The following is a 20,056-nucleotide window of genomic DNA, read 5'->3' on the forward strand; positions in this document are numbered from 1 at the left end:
CCCTTTTTTCGTTAGCCGCCGCGCCAAATAACGCGACCAAATATTCTCACCACCTCAATCCGCTCGGGACTGACTTCCATGTCCTTGTGGCGCGGATTATCTGATTGCAGCAGCAACCCGCCGCCCGGCACCTTGAATAAGCGTTTGATGTACCACTCGTCGTCATAGCAGACGGCGTAGACCTCGCCATCCTTGGGCGTGGTATCGCTGATGTCGATCATCACGGTGTCGCGGTCTTGCAGGTAGGGCTCCATGCTGTCGCCGCGGACGTAGAGGGCCTTGAGGTTGTCCGGGTTGTAGCCTTTGGCTTGCATGTAGCGGCTGCGGAAGGCGAGGGGGTCTTCTTCGTGGATGACCCAGGCGATGGTGCCGCAGCCGGCGGAGAGGTTTAGATCGTAGCGGGGGATGAAGACGTAGCCTTCTTCTGCCAGTTCTTCCTGTTTTTCCCATTCCACGACGCGGCCGAGGCTGCTGGGGCTGTCGCCGTCGGTGCCGAACATGAGCTCTTGCAGGGTGAGGCCGAGGGCTTTGGCGATGTGTTCGAGGTCGGCGAGCTTTGGCTCGCGCGTTTCTTGTTCGTAGTTGCCGATGCGGCTTGGGCTGTCCCAGCCGCAGCGGCGGGCCAGCTCGGATTGGTTGAGGTGTTGTGCTTCACGCAGGGCCTTGATGCGTTTGCCGAGTTTGAGCATGGCGTTCCTTTTTACCGTGTTGTTTTATGACAGATTAACACTTTATGTGTTGATGTATTTGCACATATCGTGTGACAAAGACCACGAATCGTGTTTATCATGGGCGCATGAATGCAAACCAGATCCTTCGACTGATTGAAGATGCGGGCGGCCGCAGTGTGGTGATGGCGGCTTGCGGTGTGAAGTCGAGCGCTGTTGGCAACTGGGTTAGCCGGGAGCGAATTCCTGTCGAGTATTGCCCGACGCTGGAGCGGCTGACGCATGGCCGCTGGAAGTGCGAGCGGATGCACCCTGGGGTGGAGTGGGGTGTGTTACGCGGGTCGGCTCCTTTGTCGTTGTCGCTGGATTTTGGTGATGAGTAGGTTTTTGTTCAGGCCAATACCCCTGATGGCTTGGGTTTGCCCGGTGTTGGGCCGGGCGTTTTTTATTTGTTTGGTCTGGCTGTGAGTCTAGGTGCGGGGTTGCCGCGTCGTCCACGGTCGTTTTGGCGGGAGTCGATCATGTCTGTTTTGGATGTTGCTCATTCTGTGGTGCATGACTATCCGGGCGGTGCGGAGGCATTGGCTGTCCGGCTGGGCATGGCGGCTTCGACGTTGCGCAGCCAGGTGAATCCGAATATCCCGACGCATGTGTTGGGGTTGTTGTCTGCGGTGCGGATCAGCCAGTTGTCGGGTGATTTCCGGATGCTGTTTTCGTTTGCGAGCGAGTGCGGTTTTGTGTGCATGCCTTGCGATGGTGCCGTTTCGGAGGTGTCGCCGCTGATGGGGTTGTCTTCGCTGATGGAGGCGCATGGTGATGTGGGCGCCCAGGTGGCGTCTGCGCTGGCGGATGGCCGGGTGAGTGCGTCGGAGATGGATGCGATCGAGGATGCGATTGCGGCCAACGTTACGCGTTTGCATGCGCTGGCGGGTGCGCTGCGTGCGGCGCGTCGCCGGGGTGTTTGCCATGCGCCGGCCTGATCCGGTGTTGCAGGTGTTGCAGCGCAAGGCTTATCGGGTGCGTTGTGCGCATCCGGATGATCGGCATGCGGCCGGTGCTGTTTTGTTAAAGACGTTGATCCGTTTGCTGGATAGCAAGGTTGGCCGCAATGACTCTGGTGGTGTTGGAGTGGCTGCAGGAGAGCGGCAGGTTGCCGAGTGATGCGGCGTTTTTGGCGGCGTTGTCCGCTGCGGGTTGGCTGGAGTTGCAGCGCCGCGAGGAGCGTCGGTTGAGGTCGCTGTATGGGGATGAGTATATGGCGGCGCTGGGGCTGCGTTTGCAGGCGTTGGGATTGGATTTGGCTGTTCGCCGGGTGGCGACGCGGCCTTTTGTTCGGGGTGGGTGATGCCTTCTATTGTGTTGACGGATGCTGAGTGGGATTGCCTGGCGGGTGAGCCGGGGGATCTGCTTAAGCTGTATGTGGGGCTGCGCCGCCGGATGGATTTTGCATCTGGTGTGGTGGGCTTGGTGACGCGTCTGAAGGAGCAGGTGTTCCGTGACTTGCTGACGGTGGATGCGGTGCGTGGCCGGCATACGCCGCCACCGGTGACGCGCAAGCGTTGGCGTGCTGCGATTGCGCGGTTGTGTTCGCTGGGCTTGCTGGTGGATTGCGGGAACTTCGTTTTCGAGTTGCCTTGCGCGTTAACGGATAAGCTTGTCCAAAACATGAGGGGCCAATCTGGGGCCAATGAGCGTACGGCTGGCGGTGGTGTTCAGCGGCCGGTTTCGAATGGCTGGAAAGCCAGTGCTGGTAAGGTTTTGGAGGTTGCGGCCAACGTTGCGGTTGAGGGTGGTGCCGGGGTGATGGTTGACGGTGGTGGTGCTGATGAGGGGCACACTTCCGCTTCTCCGGTTATCCGTAAAAAGCGTGAGTGTGTTGGCGGCAAGGCTGGTGCTGTGTCGCGGCCTGCGGCGCGTGGCTCTCGCGTGCCGGTGGATTTTGTGGCCGATGAGCAGGCGGTGGCGCTGGCCAAGGGCTATGGGCTGGATGTGGCGACGGAGCAGGTGGGGTTTGTGTCGTATTACCTGGGCTGCAGCAGGCCGGTGTTGTCGCCTGATTGGCAGGCGAGGTTCCGCAAGTGGTTGGTTAATGCGGTGCAGTTCCGTGCGGCTTCTGGCAGCCGTGTGTCTGCGAAGGGTTTGGCGCCTGCGGCGCGGTCTGCAGGGGTGTCAAATGGCCGGCCTTGGTTTCTGACGGCGAAGGGGATCGAGCTGAAGGCGCAGGAGCTGGGTTTTGCGCCGCCTCCGGGGGTGCCTCTTGGGCTGTGGAAGCAGGAGGTGTTTTCGCTGGCTGGTTTGTCTGAGGCGGAGTATCGCCGCGGGGTGGTGGATTTCGCGTAGGTGTTGGTTGTGGTGCGCTGAGCAGGCCCGCAGAGGCCGCCGCGCTTTGGTGTGGTATCCGGTCAGGGGTGATCGGGAAATTTATGTCTGTTGCTGGTGATGTTTTGTTTGATTCGGTAGGTCAGGCGCTGCGGTTTGCCTTTTTGTTCAAGGCGTCTGTGAAGGGGGCTTCTGTGCCAGGGACGGTGTCTATCGGGTCTGGCCGGGGGTTGGTCGGGCTGGATGGTGCGGGCGAGGCCGGCAATATCAAACGGCTGATCGGGGATCTGCCGAAGGTGCAGGCGGCAGCATTGCAGGCACGATTCAGCGAACGGGTGGCGGCGTGTCCTTGCTGCATGGCGGATGCGCCGGCTGCCGAGTGGCTGGGGTGCTGCGTGTTGTTGTCTGGTGTGGCGATGGGGGCCGCCAGTTCATGTCATGAGAAGCTGGCGCTTGATCTGACGATGCGGCATTTTGGCGATAAACGTTTGACGTTCGAGATGCTTGGTGGCCGGTATGGTTGTTCGGCTGATCAGGTCCGCAAAATCAACAATAAGGTGGCCGGGGTTTTGCGGGCGGTGGAGCACGCGGCGCAGGCAAAGATTTCTGACCGGTTGATCGCGTCGGGTTATATCGATCATTGCCAGGAAGTTGAAGCTGTGTGTTGACTGTCCGGTTTGACCGGACTAATATCCGTTTTCAGATACAGCTGAAAATTCCGTCAAGAGCCCGCGAAAGCGGGCTTTTTGCGTTTCTGCGGTGTTTGCGTGGTCGTTTCTCCTCTGTGTTGTGCTTTCGGCGCCCCGGTCTGTTGATCGGGGCGCTGTCTTTTTGTACTGCCGATCTGGGAGAGACGGGGACCCTAGCGATTCTGCGCCCGGTACGAGGCTGGAGACTCGCGATTCTTTTTTAGTGGCTGCGCTGTGAAGTTAGTGAAATTCACCCACGGTGAAATCTAGTGAAATGATGGTGAAACCATGCGCACATATTTGAGCAGAAAGGCCTTTGCGGATTCGCAGGGTTGGTCGCCCAGCTATGTGACCAAGCTGGGATCACAGGGGCGGCTGATCATGTCGCCGGATGGCAAGTCAGTCGATGTTGACGCAACGCTGGCCAAACTCGGCAAGACCGCCGACCCATCAAAAGAAGGTGTTCGCCAGCGGCATGTCGACACCCGCACGCAGCGTGATGTCCGCAGCCAGGTGACTGCGGATGCACCGGACACAGCCGAGTCGCAGGGCGGCAGCTCCGACTACTACACGCACAAGGCTAGTCGCGAGAAATACCTGGCGCTCCTGGCACAGGCTGAATATGACAAGGTCTGCGGCAACACGGTGGAGCGGCAGGTCGTCGAAGAGGCCACATACCGCTACGCCAGGTTGTTGCGTGATTCGGTGATGGGTTTGCCCAAGCAGATATCGTCCGACCTGGCTGCGATCTCCGATCCATGGAAGCTGGAACGCGAGCTGAGCGACCGCCTGCGCAAGATGCTGGAGGATGTCACCAAGCTGGGCGAAGATGACCTGAACAAGGCGATGACAGAATGAAATATGCAAGCGGCTTTGTCGCGTATGTGAAGGGTTTTGTTTCTGGTTTGCGTCCTGATCCTGCGCTTTGGATTGATCAGTGGGCCGATGAGCATCAGCGCATTCCTGCCGACGCAGGTGCAGCAGAACCAGGCAAATACCAAACTGACCGCACGCCCTATGCGCGCGGCGTAATGCGGGCATTGTCGCCGGAGCACCCCTGCCGCCGCGTAGTGGTGATGGGGGCCTCGCAGATGCTGAAGACGCAAGTTTTCCTGAACTGGATCTGTGCGTTGATTCATATGGCACCGAGTAACATCCTGGCGCTGGAGCCTTCGCTTAATCTGGCCAAACGACTGTCCGGGCGCATTGGTAAAAATCTGGATGCTATCCCTGTGTTACGCGACCGCGTTGCGGCACCGCGCAGCCGTGACAGCCGCAACACGATCGACACCAAGGAATTCACCGGCGGTACGCTGATGATCACCACGGCTGGTGCTGCGGCCAACCTGGCAGAGGTGTCCGCACGCTACCTGTACGGCGATGAGATCGATCGATGGGATCGCAACGTCAATAACGAGGGCGATCCGGTTGTGCTGGCTGAAGCGCGAACCTCCACCTTTGGCCGCAACGCCAAGATTTACTACTCCAGCTCGCCGACGGTCGACGGTGCCAGCCGGATTGCCGAACTGTACAAGGAAGGCAACCAGCAGCGTTACTACGTGCCATGCCCGCATTGCGGCGAAAGCCAGACGCTGGAGTTCGAGCAGCTGAAATGGAATGCGGATCGCACTGCCGCACACTATGTCTGCATCGAGAACGGATGCTGCATCGAGGAGCACCACAAGAGCACCATGCTGGCCAGCGATGACTGGCGAGCAACGGCCGAGGGCGATGGCGAAACCGAGTCGTACCACATTTCGGCGCTGTACATGCCGCTGGGCTGGGTATCGTGGGCCGCGCTGCTGAAACAGCACGAGAAAGCCGAAGTCGCCTTGCAGAAGGGTGATCCGGAGCCGATGCAGGTGTTCTACAACACCCGGCTGTCCAGAGTGTGGGACAACGCCCAGGAACGCACCCGCGGTGCCGATCTGCTCGCTCGCGTTGAAGACTATGCCCTGCGTACGATCCCGGCCGGTGTGCTGATGCTGACGGCGGCGGTCGATACCCAGGCGAACCGCCTGGAGCTGCTGATCAAGGGCTGGGGCGAAGGGCTGGAAAGCTGGACCATCGACCACCGCGTGATCATGGGCGACCCTGCCGAGCAGCGCACCTGGGACACACTGGACGAAGAGCTGAAGGCCGAGTTCATCCACCCGTCGGGCCGCCGCATGACCATTGCGGCCGGCGCCGTAGACTCGGGTGGTAACCATACGCAAGAGGTCTACCAGTTCTGCCGCCTGCGACGCTGGCGTCATATTCTGGCGATCAAGGGGGAATCCAAGCGCGGCAAGCCGGTGCTGCCCCAGCGCCCCAGCAAGGTTGATGTCACCTGGCGTGGCACCACCGAAAAGGGCGGCTGTGAGCTGTGGCTGATCGGCACCGATACTGCCAAGGACTGGCTCTACAACCGCTTCAAGCTACTGGAAGGCCCGGGAGCGCAGCACTTCAGCAAAGACCTGCCGGCCGAGCACTTCGATCAGCTTACCGCCGAGCGCAAGCTGATCCGCTACGTCAAAGGCCGTGCCGTGACTGACTGGGTCAAGCCGAAGTCCGAGCGCAACGAGGTGCTGGACTTGAACGTTTACAACCTGGCTATGGCGCACTACCTGGGCCTGCATCGCTATCAGGCGGCAGACTGGGAACGGCTCAAGATCAAGTACGCGCAGACCGGCCTGTTTGATCAGGCGCCGCCCACTGTGACCAACCCTGCAACCGCAAAAGACCCCGCCCCCAAAGCGGGGTCTTCTGCTTTACCCGCCCCACAGCGCCGCCGGGCGCAGTCGGGCTACCTGAAACGGCGATGACATGGCATTCACTCAAACCCAGCTGGACGCGATCGAAAAAGCCCTGGCACGGGGCGAACGTGTCGTGCAATACGCTGACCGGCGCGTCGAGTACCGCAGCGTTGCGGAGCTGATCGAGCTGCGTAACACCATCAAGCGCGATCTGTCGCAGCAGAACGGCCAGTCACGTAGCCGCAGCCATCGGCTGTACCACGCAGGAAAGGGGATCAGATGAGCGCTTTCCCGACACTGCGTGGCCGCGGCTTTCTGATGCCGACCCGGCTGAAGAACAGCTACGAGGGCGCGGGGCAGGGACGGCGTGCCAACAACTGGCAGCCCGGCAGTAGTGGGCCGGTCAGCACCACCGGCAGCGGCCTGCAAACCCTGCGCAACCGTAGCCGCCACGCTGCACGCAATGACCCGTATGCCTTCAAGGCGCTGGACACGCAGGTCTCCAACCACATCGGTACCGGCATCGCCCCCAAACCGCGTCACCCGGATGCCGACATCCGGCAAATGCTGCAGGAGGTATGGGACGACTGGTGCGAGGAGTCCGATGCGGATGGCGTGCTGAATTTCTACGGCCAGCAGGCACTGGTCGCGCAAGGCCTGTTTGAAAGCGGCGAGTGTTTCGTCCGGCTGCGGCCGCGCCGACTGGAAGACGGCCTGGCCGTGCCACTGCAGATCCAGCTGCTGGAGCCTGAGTTCGTGCCTCACGACAAGACCGGTACCGCGCCGAACGGCAACCGCATCCGCCAGGGCATCGAGTTCGACGCCATCGGCAAGCGTGTCGCCTATTGGATGTACAAGAGCCACCCCGGTGAGCGTGCTGGGGAAGGCTCCTACAACAGCCTGGTGCGGGTGCCGGCAGAACAGGTGCTGCATGTGTACGAGCCGACCCGCCCCGGCCAGCTGCGCGGCGTGCCGATGCTGGCCACCGTGCTGCTGCGCCTCAAGACGCTGGACGAGTTCGATGATGCGGTGCTGTTCCGGCAAGAAGTCGCCAACCTGTTTGCCGGCTTCATCCGCAAACCGAGCGAAGACGCCGCATTCCCCGGCGAGCCGGGGCAGCAGGTTGTCGCCGACTTCGCACCGCTGGTCGGGCTGGAGCCGGGGACCATGCAGGAGCTGGCACCGGGCGAGGAAGTCGAGTTCAGCGACCCGCCTGATGCCGGCAACAACTATCAGGACTTCATGCGGCAGCAGCTGGCGGCCATCGCCGCCGGCATGGGTCTGCCGTACGAGCTGCTGACCGGCGACCTGCGCAACATCAGCGACCGCGTGATCCGCGTCATCCTGAACGAGTTCCGCCGCCGCGTAGAGCAGCGCCAGCACGCCATCTTTGTGCACCAGCTGTGCAAGCCGGTATGGCGTGCGGTGCTGAATATGGCGGTGCTTTCCGGCGCCATCAGCCTGCCAGGCTATGCGGCCAACCCTCGACCGTTCCAGCGCGCGCGCTGGGTTCCGCAGGGCTGGGCGTATATCCATCCGGTGCAGGACGTGCAGGCGGATCGCTTGGCCGTGCGCAGCGGCTTCACCAGCCGCAGCGAAGTCGCGCTCAAGCGTGGCGCAGATGCCGAAACGATCGACACCGAAAACGCCGCCGATAACGCCCGCGCCGACGGGCTGGGGCTGGCCTACGACTCCGACCCGCGCCAGCGTGACGACCAGGGCGAAATCATCGTCGATGATCGTGATGACGACGCAAAAAAGGAACAACCATGAACCCTGCAACCCCCCGCATTTTCAACGGCCCGGCACCTGCGCCGGCAGCCAGCGGTCACTGGTACCGCATCAACAATGCGGCCAACCTTGCCGCTGATCAGGCGCTGGAAGTCGAGCTGTACGACGAGATCGGCGCCTGGGGCATCCGTGCCGCCGACTTCATCCGTGACCTGAAGGCCGCCGACGATGGCCAGCGTGACATCGTGGTCGCCATCAGCAGTCTTGGCGGCGATGTTTTCGACGGCATTGCCATCCACAACACCCTGCGCCGCCTGGGTAATCGCGTCACAGTCCGCATCGACAGCGTGGCGGCCAGTATCGCCAGCATCATTGCCGTCGCCGCACACCGCGTGGTGATGCCGGCCAACAGCATGATGATGATCCACAACCCGTGGACGTTTGCCATGGGCGAGGCCGAGGACCTGCGCACCACCGCCGACATGATGGACAAGGTGCGCGACAACCTGGTTGGCTGCTATCGCGCCAAGGCACCGGCGCTGAGTGCCGACGAACTGGTCAAGATGCTGGACGACACCACCTGGTTGACCGCGCAAGAAGCGCTGGCGCTGGGGCTGGTGGACGAAGTCACCGACCTTGTGCCACTAAAAGCCAGCGCCAACCTGCGCGCCGGTCTGGGCCGGCTGAAGAACGCACCGCCAGCCCTGCTGCAGGCGCTGGACGAGCCCGCTACACCGCCCGCTGATCCGGCCCCGGCCCCAGCACCAGCACCAGCACCTGCTCCGGCGCCACCCGCCGCGGCAGACCCGGTGGCGATGGCGAAGCTGGCGGCGCGACTGTGCAACGAGGCCTCGCTGCCGGCCGTTGCCGTTGACAGTGTGATCACCGTCAGCGCCCTGGCCAGTGACAGTGCCATCCGCAGCGCAGTGGCCCAGGCCACCGAGATCCGCGACCTGTGCAAGACCGCCAAGCTGCCGGATCTGGCCAACAGCCTGATCGCCAGTGGGCTGGATGTGGAATCTGCTCGAGCGCGGCTGTTTGACAAGATGGTGGCCGGCGCCGGCGAAGAGCTGGACAACCTGCCACCGGCGGACGATCCGTCCACCCCGAAAAACAAGGGCCCATCGGCCCGCGACATTTATGCAAGCCGCCGTGCCCGTGCGGCCAACCCACAGCGAGGTAATGTATGAGCACCCTTCATCAAGCAGGCCGGACCGGCGAACACCTGATTTCCACCGTTGGCCAGATCAGCAATGACATTGTCGACCTGGCTGCCGGTGCCGCGTTGCCCGCCGGCCAGGTGCTGGCTTACGACTCGGTGCAGCAACTGTATGTGCCCTACGACAACGGCAGCGCAACTGCCGGTGTCGCGGCTGCCGTGCTGTATGCCCCGGCACCGGCCCGTACCGAAGTCACCCGCGTGGTCGTCACCGGCCGTCTGGCTGAGGTGCAGGGCGATATGCTCACTGGTCTGGATGCACAAGCCCGTGCCGATTTTGGCAGTCTGTTCATCGTCGTCCGCTAAACCATCCGCCACCCATCATTCAAGGCGCTGCCCGCAAGGTCGGCGCCTTTTGCATTTCAGGAGCTGAACCATGCCTAGCCTTGCCATTTTTGAAGATGACGCCTTTTCGCTGTCGACGCTGACTGTCGCGATCAACGAAGGCCCCCAAACCCCAGGCCGCCTGGCTGCGCTGGGGCTGTTTGAGGAAGAAGGGATCACCTCCACCACGGTGGAGATTGAGAAGGAGGGCAATACCCTGTCGCTGGTGGCGGCCGGTGAGCGCGGCGGCTCCGGCCAACAGGTCGGGGGTGACAAGCGCAGCCTGCTGAACTTCAGCACCATCCATCTGCCGCAACAGAGTGTCATCCGCGCCGACGAAGTGACCAACCTGCGCGCTTTCGGCAGTGAAACCGAGGTTGAAACGGTGCAGGCAGTGGTGTCGAAGCGACTGAACAAGCACAAGCGCCAGCTGGATGCTACCACCGAGTATCACCGCATCGGTGCCGTCAAGGGCTTGGTGATGGATGCCGACGGCCAGCGTGTACTGCTGGATATCTACCATCACTTCCAGATCGAGCAGGACGAGATCGAGATTGATCTGAGCGCGACAGGTCCGAATCTGCGTGGCCAGTGCCTGAAAGTAGTGGAAGCCGTCGAAGAGGCGCTGGGTTCGGCATCCAGCACCGGCGTGCGCGTGTTCTGCGGTAAGAACATCTGGGCTGCGCTGGTGGCCAACAAGTACCTGGAAGAAACCTTCAAATACGGTCCGCAGGCGGCAGCTTTGCGCGGCGATCCGCGTGACACCATCGAGTTTGGTGGCATGGTGTGGGAGCGTTATACCGGCAAGGTCGGCACCATCGCCTTCATCGATCCGGACCTGGCGTACGTGGTACCGGAGGGCGTACCGGACATGTTCATTACCCGTTTCGCGCCGGCTGACCATGTCGATTCCGTTGGCACCATGGGCCTGCCGTATTACACCTCGCTGGAGCTGCTGAGGCACGGCAAGGGCGTGGACATGCTGTCCCAGTCCAACGTACTGAACCTGAACACCCGCCCGGCAGCCGTAATCCGCCTGAAACTGAAAGCAGCCTGACATGTTCCGTGACCTGATGGCCGACATCGACAATACGGTGTTCGACGTCCTGGGCGATGCCGCCACAGTGCAGGGCAAGCCGGTCTCCGGCATGTTCTACGCACCGTGGCTGCAGCCGGCACTGGGCAAGCTCAATACCAGCATCCGTGAGCCACATCTGGTGGTGCTGGATGCCGATGCTGTCGGGGTGAGCAAGGGCGCCGAGGTACAGGTTATGGGGCAGGGTGACTACGCCGTCGTCAGCATCGAGCCGGACGGTACCGGCCGCAGCACGCTGGTACTGCGAGCCAAATAGCAGGAGAGAGCATGCCAGTTGCGATCAAGGCCGAAATTGACATCCGCCCCGTGCTGCAGCTGGTCAACGGGCTGTCTCAAGCGGCGGTCAGCAATGCCTGGCGGCGGGCACTGCGCAAGACGGGCGACTGGATTAAAACCCATGTCGCCCGTTCGCTTTCCAGCGAGATCAAGGTGCCGCAGAAGGTGCTCAAGCAGCGGCTGTACTTCTTCTTGCGCTCGGCGAAGGAGGGCAAGGTCTGGCTGGGTATCAACGCGATCGAGGCCGCGCGCTTGGGAAAGGCTCGGCAGACCCGGCGTGGCGTCACGGTCGGCCGGCACCGCTTTGACGGCGCGTGGCTGTATCGCAGCAAACGCGGCAGCCAGAACGATGGCGGTGTGTTCCGCCGGGTTGGCCGCGCGCGTACGCCTTACGAGCAGGTACGGTTTGAGTGGGACGAGGCTGGCGAGCGTGCCTTCCGCGCCGTCGCTGCCCGTGCGCAGGCTCGGCTGTTCGAGATCTTGGAGCAGGAGCTGCGTTGGGAAGTCAGCAAGCTGACGAAATAGGACACCTCAGATGATTGAAGCACTACACGACGCCATCGAACAAAGGTTGGTCGCAGCCCTGCCAGAAGTGGATGTTCAGTTTTACCCGGAGCTGGGCGAGCGCGTCAGCCTGCCATTGCTGGTGCTTGAGCTGGCCGAATTCGAAGCTGGCACCGACCCCGGCACCGGCGAGCTGGCACTGGTTGCCATCATGCAGGCCCGGGTGGTGTGCGATCCGACCGAAGCTAATGCCGAGCTGGCTGTGCGTCAGCTGGCCGCGCGCGTGGCGGCGCAGGTACACGCGGCCACGACTTTCGACCAACCCGTGACACCCGCCAAACTGAGGCAGATCGGGCCGGACGGTTTTCACCATGCCGAGCTGGATGGCTACCTGGTGTGGCTGGTGGAGTGGGTGCACGAGCTGGAAGTCGGCGAACCCTCCGACATCGCAATGCCGTCGTTTGTACCGCGCGAGGTGCAGTGGTCCGTCGACGGCGATACAGAGTCGGTAGTGACGCCATGAGCTATGAACAGTCGGAAATGGATCGGCAGCTCTCCAGCCTGATCATGCTCGGCAATGTAGCGGCGGTGCAGATGAAGCCGCCGCGGGTGCGCATCGAGTCCGACGGCTGGACATCGGACTGGGTGATGTGGAGCGCCGTAGCAGCAGGGCGCGCCCGCCACTGGCGGCCGCCCAGCATCGGCGAACAGGCTGTGCTGCTGAACCCGTCCGGTGATCCGGCACAGGGTATCGCCATCATCGGCTTCTACACTGGTGAGTTTGATGGCGATGGTCGCCCCGACGTGGTTGGCTGGCTGATGCCGGACGGTGCGGTGATGGAGTACGACCACGCCGCTGGCGCACTGCTGGTGGACGGTGTCAAAACCGTCAACGTGAATGCGGCCGACAGCGTGACGGTGAAGACCACCACCATCACGCTGGATGCGCAGGACGTCATGGTGACCAACAACCTGACCGTCGGCGCTGCCATCAACCACTTGGCCAATGGTGGCGCCAAGGCAAGCTTTGGCGGCGCTATTGAGGCCAAGGGCGATATCCACTCCGATGCTGACGTCACCGCTGGTGACATCAGTTTGGGTGGGCATAGCCACGTAGAGCAGGGCGATGGCGCACCAGTTGGCCCGCCGACATGATTTACCCGTTTGCAATTGAATCACCCACCCGTCACTGGCGGGTTTTTTCATTTCTGGAGCCGTCATGAGTAAACCAACCCCGCCAGTCACTGTTGCCGAGCAAGTCTTCCGCGACAAGGCATTCAAGTCGCGCACCCTGGTCCTGAAAGATGGCCGCGCGGTACCGGTAGAAAACTACACCGTGACCACGTCCGACAAGGACGTGATTGCGTTTCTGGATAGCCACGCCGACTTTGCCCGTCAGCCGGCAACGGCTGACAGCGCTGCGGAGTAAACCCGATGAGCCTCACTGGCATGAACCGGGACACCGGCCAGCCGGTGAGCGGCATCGAGCACCTGCGGCAGTCGCTGGCTGACATCCTGAGCACCCCGATCGGCAGCAGGCGGATGCGGCCAGAGTACGGCAGCAACATCCCGCGCATGGTCGACCAGCCGGTCAATCCCGGTTGGATCGCTGCAGTGCAGAGCGAGGCGGCCCGGGCGCTTGCCCGCTGGGAGCCGCGGATCAAGCTCAAGCGCGTGTCGCTGATCTCCTTGATCGATGGGCGCCCGGTGTTCCGCATCGAAGGCGACTACATCGGTGAAACCCAGATACTGGACGTGACAGCATGATTGACCTGACCCAACTGCCCGCACCTGCGGTGATCGAGGAACTCGATTTTGAAACCATCTATGCCAACAAGCTGGCGCGGTTTCAGTCGCTATACCCCGACTACAGTGCGGCGCTGGAGTCCGACCCGGTCGTGAAACTGCTGGAGCTTGCGGCGTACGACGAAATGATGCTGCGAGCCCGCATCAACGATGCCGCGAAGGCCTCCATGCTGGCCTACGCCACCGGCGCCGATCTCGACAACCGCGCGGCCGACTACGGCGTCACCCGCCTGCTGGTCACCCCGGCCGACCCTGACGCCACGCCGCCGATCGAGGCGGTATGGGAAGGCGACGACCGCCTGCGGTACCGCTGCCAGCTGGCGCTGGAAGGGCTGTCCGTTGCGGGTAGCCGCGGCGCCTACCTGTTCCATACCCTGACGGCCTCTGCCAACGTGCTGCACGCCAACATCGTGTCACCGCAAGGTGGCCTGGTCCGTGCCTACATTCTGGATCGCCGCAGCAATGGCGTGCCGGATCAGCCGCTGCTCGATATCGTGCTGGCGGCGCTGTCGTCGGAGACGGTGATCCCGCTGTGTGACAGCGTGGAAGTGATCGCGGGTCAGCCACTGGAGTTTGCCGTCACGGCCACGATTGAGTTTGAAGGCGGCCTCATTGCAGCAACTGGCGGGTTGCCGGCAGCACAGGCACGGCTGGAAACCATGCTGGACGAACGCAGGAAGCTGGCGGGACTGGTCTCGCTGGATGACATCTACGGCGCCCTGAAAACAACCGGCATCCGCCGCATTCGGCTGACCTCGCCCACCGTCGACATCGAGTGCGGCGAAGGCCAGTTCCCGCAATGCACTGCCATCAACCTGAGCTGATGCCATGAGCCGCCACCTGCTACCGCCGAACCGCAGCCCGCTTGAGGCGGCAATGGCCGATGCCGGCCAGTTCGACCTCGACCCGACGCCGCTGCGCTGGCTAGCCGATGCCAACCGCTGCCCACCAGCCTTCCTGCCGTGGCTCGCCTGGGCGCGCTCGGTGGAGCTTTTTGATGCGGCGGCCACAGAAGAGCAGCAGCGCGCACTGATCCGCTCATCCATCGACGTGCACCGCCACAAAGGCACCGTCGGCGCAGTGCGCCAAGTGTTTCGAACCCTTGGTCTCGGCGAGATATCCATCGACGAGGGCACCAACGGCTATTGCTACGACGGCGCGCTCAGCTACGACGGATTCGGCAGCTATGACGATCCTGCTGGCTGGGCTGAATACCGGATTCGTATCGACAAGCTGTTATCTGTTGCTCAGGCCGAAGGCGCCCGACGCTTGCTTGCCGCTGTCGCGCCAGCGCGCTGCCATCTTTGGGGCATCGACTTCACCAATGCCGAGCTGATTTACAACGACATGGCTGCCTTTGATGGCAGCTACACCTACGGAATCGCGTGATGGCCACTTTGCCCACGCCTGTCAATCCAGGCTTTCCCAATGTTTACCAGATCGAGGTGGCTGACCGTGTGAAGGGTGGCGCCGGCGGCATTGCCAACTTGCAGGCAGAACAGCTGGTAGAGCGCACCGCCTTCCTGAAAAAACAGCTCGACGATGCCGTCAGCGGCGCGCTGACCGTGATGTACGCCAACCGCCTCAAGACGGCCCGCACCATCACCATGACCGGCGACGGAACCTGGTCGGTATCGTTCGACGGCAACGGCAACGTCACCTCGGCGATGACGCTGGCCGCCAGCGGTGTTGGTGCCGGCACCTACCGCAGCGTCACCGTCGATGCCAAGGGGCGTGTCACCGGCGGCAGCAACCCGACCACGCTGGCCGGCTACGGCATCACCGACGCGCAGCCGCTCAACTCTGACCTGACCGCACTGGCCGCGCTCGTCACCACCGGCCTCTACGTCAACACCGGCGTCGGCACTGTTGCTGCCCGCACGCTGACCGCCGGTACCGGCGTCAGTGTCAGCAACGGCGATGGCGTCGCCGGCAACCCGGTCATTACCAACACCGGTGTCACCTCGCTGACTGGCACCGCCAACCAGGTCAGCGTGTCGGCGTCGACGGGTGGCATCACGCTGTCGCTGCCGCAGGCGATCCACAGCGCCGCCAAACCATCGTTTGCCCAGGTCGCCCTCGCCGCCGACCCGACCAACGCGCTCGATGCGGCCACCAAGCAATACGTCGACAACATGGCAGCCGGGCTTGAGGTCAAAACCTCGGTGCGTGCCGCCACCACGGCCAACATTGCGCTGTCCGGCACGCAGACCATCGACGGCGTTGTACTGGTTGCCGGTGACCGCGTGCTGGTCAAGAACCAGGCCACTGCCAGCCAGAACGGCCTCTACGTTATCGCGGCCGGTGCCTGGACGCGCACCACAGACACCGACGTATGGAACGAGCTGGTCAGTGCCTTTGTATTTGTCGAGAGCGGCACCAGCAACGCCGACAGCGGCTGGGTGTGCACCGTCGATCCGGGCGGCACGCTGGGCGCCACCAGCGTCAGCTGGACGCAGTTCGCCGGCGCCGGCACGGTCACCGCAGGGACTGGTCTGTCCGTATCTGGCAACCAGGTGGCGCTCGCCGCCGGCAGCAATGTGCTCGCACTGCACAACTTGGCAAGCACCGGCATGGTGATCCGCACCGGCGCGGGCGCCCTGGTGGCGCGCTCGATGGCAGCCGGTGCCGGCCTGACCGTCAGCAACGCCGACGGCCTTGCCGGCAACCCGACCTTCGCCCTGGCCGCCAGCGGTGTTGGTGCCGGCACCTATCCGAAGGTCACCGTCGACACCTACGGTCGCGTCACCGCTGGGGCAGCGCTGACCGCCGCCGACATCCCTGCGCTGGACTGGAGCAAGATCACCAGCGGCACCGATCTGGTTGCTGAGATCGATCGGGTTCAAGGCTGGAGTGCTGCGCAGCGCGGCACCGTAGCAGCACTGACCGATGCCGCCACCATCGCCGTGGATCTGGCCCTCTCGAACAACTACAGCCTCACGCTGGCGGGTAACCGCACGCTCGGCACGCCAACCAATGCTGTTGCCGGCCAGAGCGGCATCATCGCCGTGACGCAAGATGCCACCGGCTCGCGCACGCTGGCCTTCGGTGCCAACTGGAAGTTTGCCGGCGGTACCGCGCCGGCGCTGTCCACGGCCGCCAGCTCGGTCGACTACCTGGCGTACTACGTCGAGATGGCAACCCGTGTGTTTATCTCCGCAGTGAAGGATGTGAAATGACCGTCCCGGCTAATTTGGCGGCGCCGCTGCTGGCCGGTGCCGAGGTACTGGTGCTGTTTGCAACCACTGATCTGGCGCTCAGCCCCTCCGCACTCAATACGGCAGTGCTGGCGGCACTGGGAGGGAGTTGGCGAACCGGCGCGGTCATCCGCGTCAAAGTGCTGCCGGGGGTGACCCTGATCGCAGCATCCGCTGCCGCCGCGTGCTTCTCGTTCGGTACCGAGTTTGCCGGCAATACCGTGATTTTCGATAACCAGGGCACGGTGTACGGCCGTGGTGGTACCGGTGGTCAGGGCGGTACCGGTGTGTACCGCGGTGGTGGCGGTGGTGGCGGTGTACCGCTGGGTGCTGGCGGTACAGCGAACACCGGCTCGACAGTGGGCAAGCCGGGTGGCGCCGGTGGTGTCGCGGTGCAAACGGCGGTGCCGCTGCAAGTCAGCAACACGGGGGTCATCGCCGGCGGTGGTGGCGGCGGCGGCGGTGCGGGTGGTGGTGGTAACGGATCGAGCAGCGGCACGCCAACGTCCGGCGCCACGGCCACACAAACCACGGCCGGCGGTGGCGGTACCACGACGGGTAACAGCGCTACCTATACGAACGCCGGCGGTCTGGGCGGAGCACTGGGTGTGGCTGGCGCCGCCGGCAAACGACCACAGGACTTTGGCGCGACATCTGGTGACGCCGCCGGTGCAGGCGGTGCGGCTGGCGCGGCCATCGCCGTCGCCGGCGGATCGGTTTCCTATATTGCACGCGGCACGCTTTACGGCGCAGCACCATAACAAACGGAGGATGCATTGTGTTTCTGAGAGACGGACAACCTATTTTTGACACCGGGTTTACTCACCAGGATGTGACCTACCCGCCGGGCTGGATGGCGCTCGCCACCACCGGGGAGCGTGCCGCACTCGGCATTATTGAGGTGCCGGAGCCGCCCAGTTCGCTGCATGCGTGGGATGGCGAGGCATGGACCCTCAGTGCCGCTGACAAGGCTGTGTATTTCGCCGCCCGCCGCACCGAGCTACTGGCCGCCATCACCGCCGAGCGTGACCAGCACGAAGAGGCGGGCTTCCCGTATCGCGGCAAGCTACTCGACTCCACCCCGCGTAGTGTGCAGCGCATCACCGCCGCCGCGCTGGCCGCTCAGACTGCGCTGGCGGCTGGTCAGCCGTTCAGCCTCGACTGGACCTGCGCCGACAACAGCACGCTGTCCCTTGATGCAGTCGGGGTGATCGGTATGCCGGTGGCGCTGGCTCAGCATGCCGCCGCGCTGCACGCTCACGCCCGTAACCTGAAGGCTGCCGTGGAAGCGGCGATGGATGACATCGCATTGGCAGAGATCGACATTCAGGCCGGCTGGCCGGGAGGGACGGCATGAGGCGGCGCCTGATCCTGCTCGGGCTGTGGCTGGCCGCAACGTTGGCCGCGCTGCTGGCGCTGCTGTGGGGACTGCCTGCCGCGCTGGCCGGCTCCCCACGCACGGTACGTATCGCCGTCGGCGCCGACCAGACCCTCAACGCCGCGCTAGGCGGTAGCGAGGACGAGACCATCAGCAGCCGCGCCGGCAAGGGCGCGCGACGTGGCGTCTGGCACTGGTGCCTGCTGTGCCGCGTGCTCGACAAGATCGACCCTCGGCACTGCCAGAAAAGCATCGAAGCCGATGAAGGTGACACGATAGCGATGGATCGCTGAATAGAAACAGGCTGACCCAGCTAAACACCAACCAACCATATGTACCCGCCACTGGCGGGTTTTTTTACGCCCATTTGGGAGGAAATATGCCTAACGAGTCGTTGTTCCACGGCGCCGAAGTTGTACTGGTCGACAGCGGGCCGCGCACTATCTCGCTGCCGTCGTCGTCGGTTATCGGTATCGCCGATACCTTCACGCCGGGAGCTGGCCTGGCGACGCCAAACCAGCCGGTGAAGATCACCAATGATCGCGAGGCTGCCGCCGCGTTTGGCGTGAACAGTCCGATGTTCCGCCAGCTCAAGGCCATCTACAGCAAGACCCGCGCGGCCATCGTCGCTGTCGGTGTCGAAGCCAATGCCGATCCCGCGCTGCAGACCAGCGCCATCATCGGCGGTGTGACAGCCGGCGGGGTGCGTACTGGCTTGCAGGCGCTGCTGGATGGTAAGTCGGCAGTCAATTTGCAGCCGCGGCTGTTGGTGGCGCCGGGCCACTCGTCGACGCAGGCGGTAGCCAGCGCCATCGATAGCCTGGCCGGGAAGCTGCGCGCCATCGGCATCATCGACGGTCCGAACACCACCGACGAGGCTGCTATTGCCTACGCGGCCAACTTTGGCAGCAAGCGGCTGTACCTGGTCGATGCCGGCGGCAACAAGGTGTGGGATACCACCAGTAGCAGCGAAATTCTGCTGCCATCGTCGGGTGCCGTTGCCGGCTTGTTCGCAGCCAAGGATGCCGAGGTCGGTTTCTGGGCGTCGCCATCCAACACCGAGTTTGCCGAAGTGTTGGGCACCGGCCGTCCGGTGGAATACCTGTATGGCGATCCGACCTGCCGCGCCAACCTGCTGAACCAGGCGTATGTGTCCACCATCATCCGCGAGGGCGGCTTCCGCTTGTGGGGTAACCGCACGTTGTCGGCCGATCCGAAATGGTCTTTCGTCACCCGCGTACGCACCACCGACATGGTGATGGATGCCATCCTGCGCGGCCACCAGTGGGCTGTGGACAAGGGCATCACCAAGACCTATGTGCACGATGTGACCGTAGGGCTGGATGCGTTCATGGGCGACCTGCGCAAGGCCGGCGCTATCATCAACTTCGAGGTCTACCCGGATCCGGTACTGAATACGGCCTCGCAGCTGGAAGAGGGCAAGGTGTACTGGAACATCCGCTTTACCGACGTGCCACCGGCTGAGAACCCGATCTTCCGCGTGGAAGTGACGAACCAGTGGATCACCGAAGTGCTGGCTGCTTAATAAGGAAAAATCATGGTTCCGCAAACACTCACCAACTTCACCCTAGCCCTGGGGGGCACCAGCTACGCCGGCAAGGCCTCGCAGGTGCAGCTGCCCAAGCTCAAGCGCAAGACCGAGCCCTGGCGCGGCGGTGGCATGGATGCCGAAATCGACTTTGCCATTGGGCTGGAAAAAATGGAAGCCGGCTTTACGCTGACCGGTATCGACAAGGCGTCGCTGGCGATGTTCGGTCTGGCCGATGGCAGCGCCTTCAATGGCACCTTTCGCGGCGCCTTTACCGACAGGAAGGGGAAGGTCGTTGGTGCTGTCTGCACCCTGCGCGGCCTGCTCACCGAAGTCGACATGGGCAACTGGGAGGCCGGCAAAAAGAACGAAACCAAGTACACCCTCACGCCGGACTACTACAAGCTGGAAGTCGATGGCGCCGTGGTGTACGAGATCGATCCGGTTGGCCTGATCCGCATCATTGATGGTGTGGACGAACTTGCTGCCGAACGTGCTGCGCTGGGCCTGTAACCCTCGCGGCCAACCTTTGACGCCCCGCCTTGTGCGGGGCGTTGTCATTTCA

27 protein-coding genes are annotated in these 20,056 nt (G+C 63.1%); 26 read left to right on the forward strand and 1 reads right to left on the reverse strand.

The annotated features are described in order from the left end of the window. Nucleotides 1–11: 11 nt before the first annotated feature. Complete coding sequence (locus NOM55_RS02240) at nucleotides 12–689, reverse strand: LexA family transcriptional regulator (RefSeq protein WP_255907312.1); 678 nt, start codon at nucleotides 687–689, stop codon at nucleotides 12–14. A 107-nt stretch (nucleotides 690–796) separates the two neighbouring features. Between NOM55_RS02240 and NOM55_RS02245 the strand changes: the two genes are divergently transcribed. From NOM55_RS02245 to NOM55_RS02370, 26 genes are all read left to right on the forward strand, one after another. Then, a complete protein-coding gene (locus NOM55_RS02245) occupies nucleotides 797–1,051 on the forward strand; it encodes a YdaS family helix-turn-helix protein (protein ID WP_255907313.1) in 255 nt (84 codons plus the stop codon). A 138-nt stretch (nucleotides 1,052–1,189) separates the two neighbouring features. Then, entirely contained in the window at nucleotides 1,190–1,648 is a 459-nt protein-coding gene (locus NOM55_RS02250) for a phage regulatory CII family protein (RefSeq protein ID WP_255907314.1), read from the forward strand. A gap of 128 nt (nucleotides 1,649–1,776) precedes the next feature. Continuing rightward, entirely contained in the window at nucleotides 1,777–2,013 is a 237-nt protein-coding gene (locus NOM55_RS02255; RefSeq protein ID WP_120809981.1) for a hypothetical protein, read from the forward strand. After that, a complete protein-coding gene (locus NOM55_RS02260; protein ID WP_255907315.1) occupies nucleotides 2,013–3,008 on the forward strand; it encodes a hypothetical protein in 996 nt (331 codons plus the stop codon). Before NOM55_RS02255 ends, NOM55_RS02260 begins: the two co-directional genes overlap by 1 nt. Nucleotides 3,009–3,091: 83 nt before the next feature. Beyond that, nucleotides 3,092–3,655 (forward strand): hypothetical protein, encoded by a 564-nt coding sequence (locus NOM55_RS02265; RefSeq protein ID WP_255907316.1) that lies wholly within the window; start codon nucleotides 3,092–3,094, stop codon nucleotides 3,653–3,655. Nucleotides 3,656–3,964: 309 nt separating this feature from the next. Next, nucleotides 3,965–4,534 (forward strand): hypothetical protein, encoded by a 570-nt coding sequence (locus tag NOM55_RS02270; RefSeq protein ID WP_047965472.1) that lies wholly within the window; start codon nucleotides 3,965–3,967, stop codon nucleotides 4,532–4,534. Further along, nucleotides 4,531–6,480 carry a phage terminase large subunit family protein gene (locus tag NOM55_RS02275; protein ID WP_255907317.1) on the forward strand — a complete coding sequence of 650 codons (1,950 nt, stop codon included), beginning with the start codon at nucleotides 4,531–4,533 and terminating at the stop codon, nucleotides 6,478–6,480. The genes NOM55_RS02270 and NOM55_RS02275 overlap by 4 nt, the downstream gene beginning before the upstream one ends. 1 nt (nucleotide 6,481) lies before the next feature. Next, on the forward strand, nucleotides 6,482–6,694 hold the full coding sequence (locus NOM55_RS02280; protein WP_047965470.1) for a phage head-tail joining protein: 213 nt from the start codon (nucleotides 6,482–6,484) through the stop codon (nucleotides 6,692–6,694). Further along, a complete protein-coding gene (locus NOM55_RS02285) occupies nucleotides 6,691–8,184 on the forward strand; it encodes a phage portal protein (RefSeq protein ID WP_255907318.1) in 1,494 nt (497 codons plus the stop codon). The genes NOM55_RS02280 and NOM55_RS02285 overlap by 4 nt, the downstream gene beginning before the upstream one ends. Further along, the gene (locus NOM55_RS02290) at nucleotides 8,181–9,332 is read left to right on the forward strand and encodes a head maturation protease, ClpP-related (RefSeq protein ID WP_255907319.1); all 1,152 of its coding nucleotides are present in this window, start codon (nucleotides 8,181–8,183) and stop codon (nucleotides 9,330–9,332) included. Before NOM55_RS02285 ends, NOM55_RS02290 begins: the two co-directional genes overlap by 4 nt. Further along, a complete protein-coding gene (locus NOM55_RS02295) occupies nucleotides 9,329–9,667 on the forward strand; it encodes a head decoration protein (RefSeq protein ID WP_255907321.1) in 339 nt (112 codons plus the stop codon). Before NOM55_RS02290 ends, NOM55_RS02295 begins: the two co-directional genes overlap by 4 nt. A gap of 70 nt (nucleotides 9,668–9,737) precedes the next feature. Beyond that, nucleotides 9,738–10,742: a major capsid protein gene (locus NOM55_RS02300; protein WP_255907322.1), complete on the forward strand. Its 1,005-nt coding sequence runs from the start codon at nucleotides 9,738–9,740 to the stop codon at nucleotides 10,740–10,742. A 1-nt stretch (nucleotide 10,743) separates the two neighbouring features. Beyond that, nucleotides 10,744–11,037: a hypothetical protein gene (locus tag NOM55_RS02305; RefSeq protein ID WP_255907323.1), complete on the forward strand. Its 294-nt coding sequence runs from the start codon at nucleotides 10,744–10,746 to the stop codon at nucleotides 11,035–11,037. A gap of 11 nt (nucleotides 11,038–11,048) precedes the next feature. Then, nucleotides 11,049–11,582, forward strand: coding sequence for a phage tail protein (locus NOM55_RS02310; protein WP_255907324.1), 534 nt, complete (start codon nucleotides 11,049–11,051; stop codon nucleotides 11,580–11,582). Between the two features lie 10 nt (nucleotides 11,583–11,592). Beyond that, nucleotides 11,593–12,084, forward strand: coding sequence for a hypothetical protein (locus NOM55_RS02315; RefSeq protein ID WP_255907325.1), 492 nt, complete (start codon nucleotides 11,593–11,595; stop codon nucleotides 12,082–12,084). Continuing rightward, nucleotides 12,081–12,716: a phage baseplate assembly protein V gene (locus tag NOM55_RS02320; protein WP_255907326.1), complete on the forward strand. Its 636-nt coding sequence runs from the start codon at nucleotides 12,081–12,083 to the stop codon at nucleotides 12,714–12,716. Before NOM55_RS02315 ends, NOM55_RS02320 begins: the two co-directional genes overlap by 4 nt. A gap of 64 nt (nucleotides 12,717–12,780) precedes the next feature. Beyond that, nucleotides 12,781–12,990: a hypothetical protein gene (locus NOM55_RS02325; RefSeq protein WP_255907327.1), complete on the forward strand. Its 210-nt coding sequence runs from the start codon at nucleotides 12,781–12,783 to the stop codon at nucleotides 12,988–12,990. A 5-nt stretch (nucleotides 12,991–12,995) separates the two neighbouring features. Continuing rightward, nucleotides 12,996–13,328, forward strand: coding sequence for a GPW/gp25 family protein (locus NOM55_RS02330; protein ID WP_047965460.1), 333 nt, complete (start codon nucleotides 12,996–12,998; stop codon nucleotides 13,326–13,328). Continuing rightward, nucleotides 13,325–14,191: a baseplate J/gp47 family protein gene (locus NOM55_RS02335; protein WP_255907328.1), complete on the forward strand. Its 867-nt coding sequence runs from the start codon at nucleotides 13,325–13,327 to the stop codon at nucleotides 14,189–14,191. The genes NOM55_RS02330 and NOM55_RS02335 overlap by 4 nt, the downstream gene beginning before the upstream one ends. Before the next feature lie 4 nt (nucleotides 14,192–14,195). After that, nucleotides 14,196–14,756, forward strand: coding sequence for a phage tail protein I (locus NOM55_RS02340; RefSeq protein WP_255907330.1), 561 nt, complete (start codon nucleotides 14,196–14,198; stop codon nucleotides 14,754–14,756). After that, the gene (locus NOM55_RS02345) at nucleotides 14,756–16,546 is read left to right on the forward strand and encodes a hypothetical protein (protein WP_255907332.1); all 1,791 of its coding nucleotides are present in this window, start codon (nucleotides 14,756–14,758) and stop codon (nucleotides 16,544–16,546) included. Before NOM55_RS02340 ends, NOM55_RS02345 begins: the two co-directional genes overlap by 1 nt. Then, nucleotides 16,543–17,325, forward strand: a complete 783-nt coding sequence (locus NOM55_RS17330) for a hypothetical protein (RefSeq protein WP_305118820.1) — start codon at nucleotides 16,543–16,545, stop codon at nucleotides 17,323–17,325. The genes NOM55_RS02345 and NOM55_RS17330 overlap by 4 nt, the downstream gene beginning before the upstream one ends. A gap of 17 nt (nucleotides 17,326–17,342) precedes the next feature. Further along, nucleotides 17,343–17,921, forward strand: coding sequence for a DUF4376 domain-containing protein (locus NOM55_RS02355; protein WP_255907333.1), 579 nt, complete (start codon nucleotides 17,343–17,345; stop codon nucleotides 17,919–17,921). After that, nucleotides 17,918–18,235 carry a hypothetical protein gene (locus tag NOM55_RS02360; protein ID WP_255907334.1) on the forward strand — a complete coding sequence of 106 codons (318 nt, stop codon included), beginning with the start codon at nucleotides 17,918–17,920 and terminating at the stop codon, nucleotides 18,233–18,235. The genes NOM55_RS02355 and NOM55_RS02360 overlap by 4 nt, the downstream gene beginning before the upstream one ends. An 86-nt stretch (nucleotides 18,236–18,321) precedes the next feature. Continuing rightward, nucleotides 18,322–19,488 (forward strand): phage tail sheath family protein, encoded by a 1,167-nt coding sequence (locus tag NOM55_RS02365; RefSeq protein ID WP_255907335.1) that lies wholly within the window; start codon nucleotides 18,322–18,324, stop codon nucleotides 19,486–19,488. Between the two features lie 12 nt (nucleotides 19,489–19,500). Beyond that, complete coding sequence (locus NOM55_RS02370) at nucleotides 19,501–20,004, forward strand: phage major tail tube protein (protein ID WP_255907337.1); 504 nt, start codon at nucleotides 19,501–19,503, stop codon at nucleotides 20,002–20,004. The last annotated feature ends 52 nt before the right edge of the window (nucleotides 20,005–20,056 follow it).

The sequence above is a fragment of the Vogesella sp. AC12 genome (assembly GCF_024437575.1).
Classification (GTDB): domain Bacteria; phylum Pseudomonadota; class Gammaproteobacteria; order Burkholderiales; family Chromobacteriaceae; genus Vogesella; species Vogesella indigofera.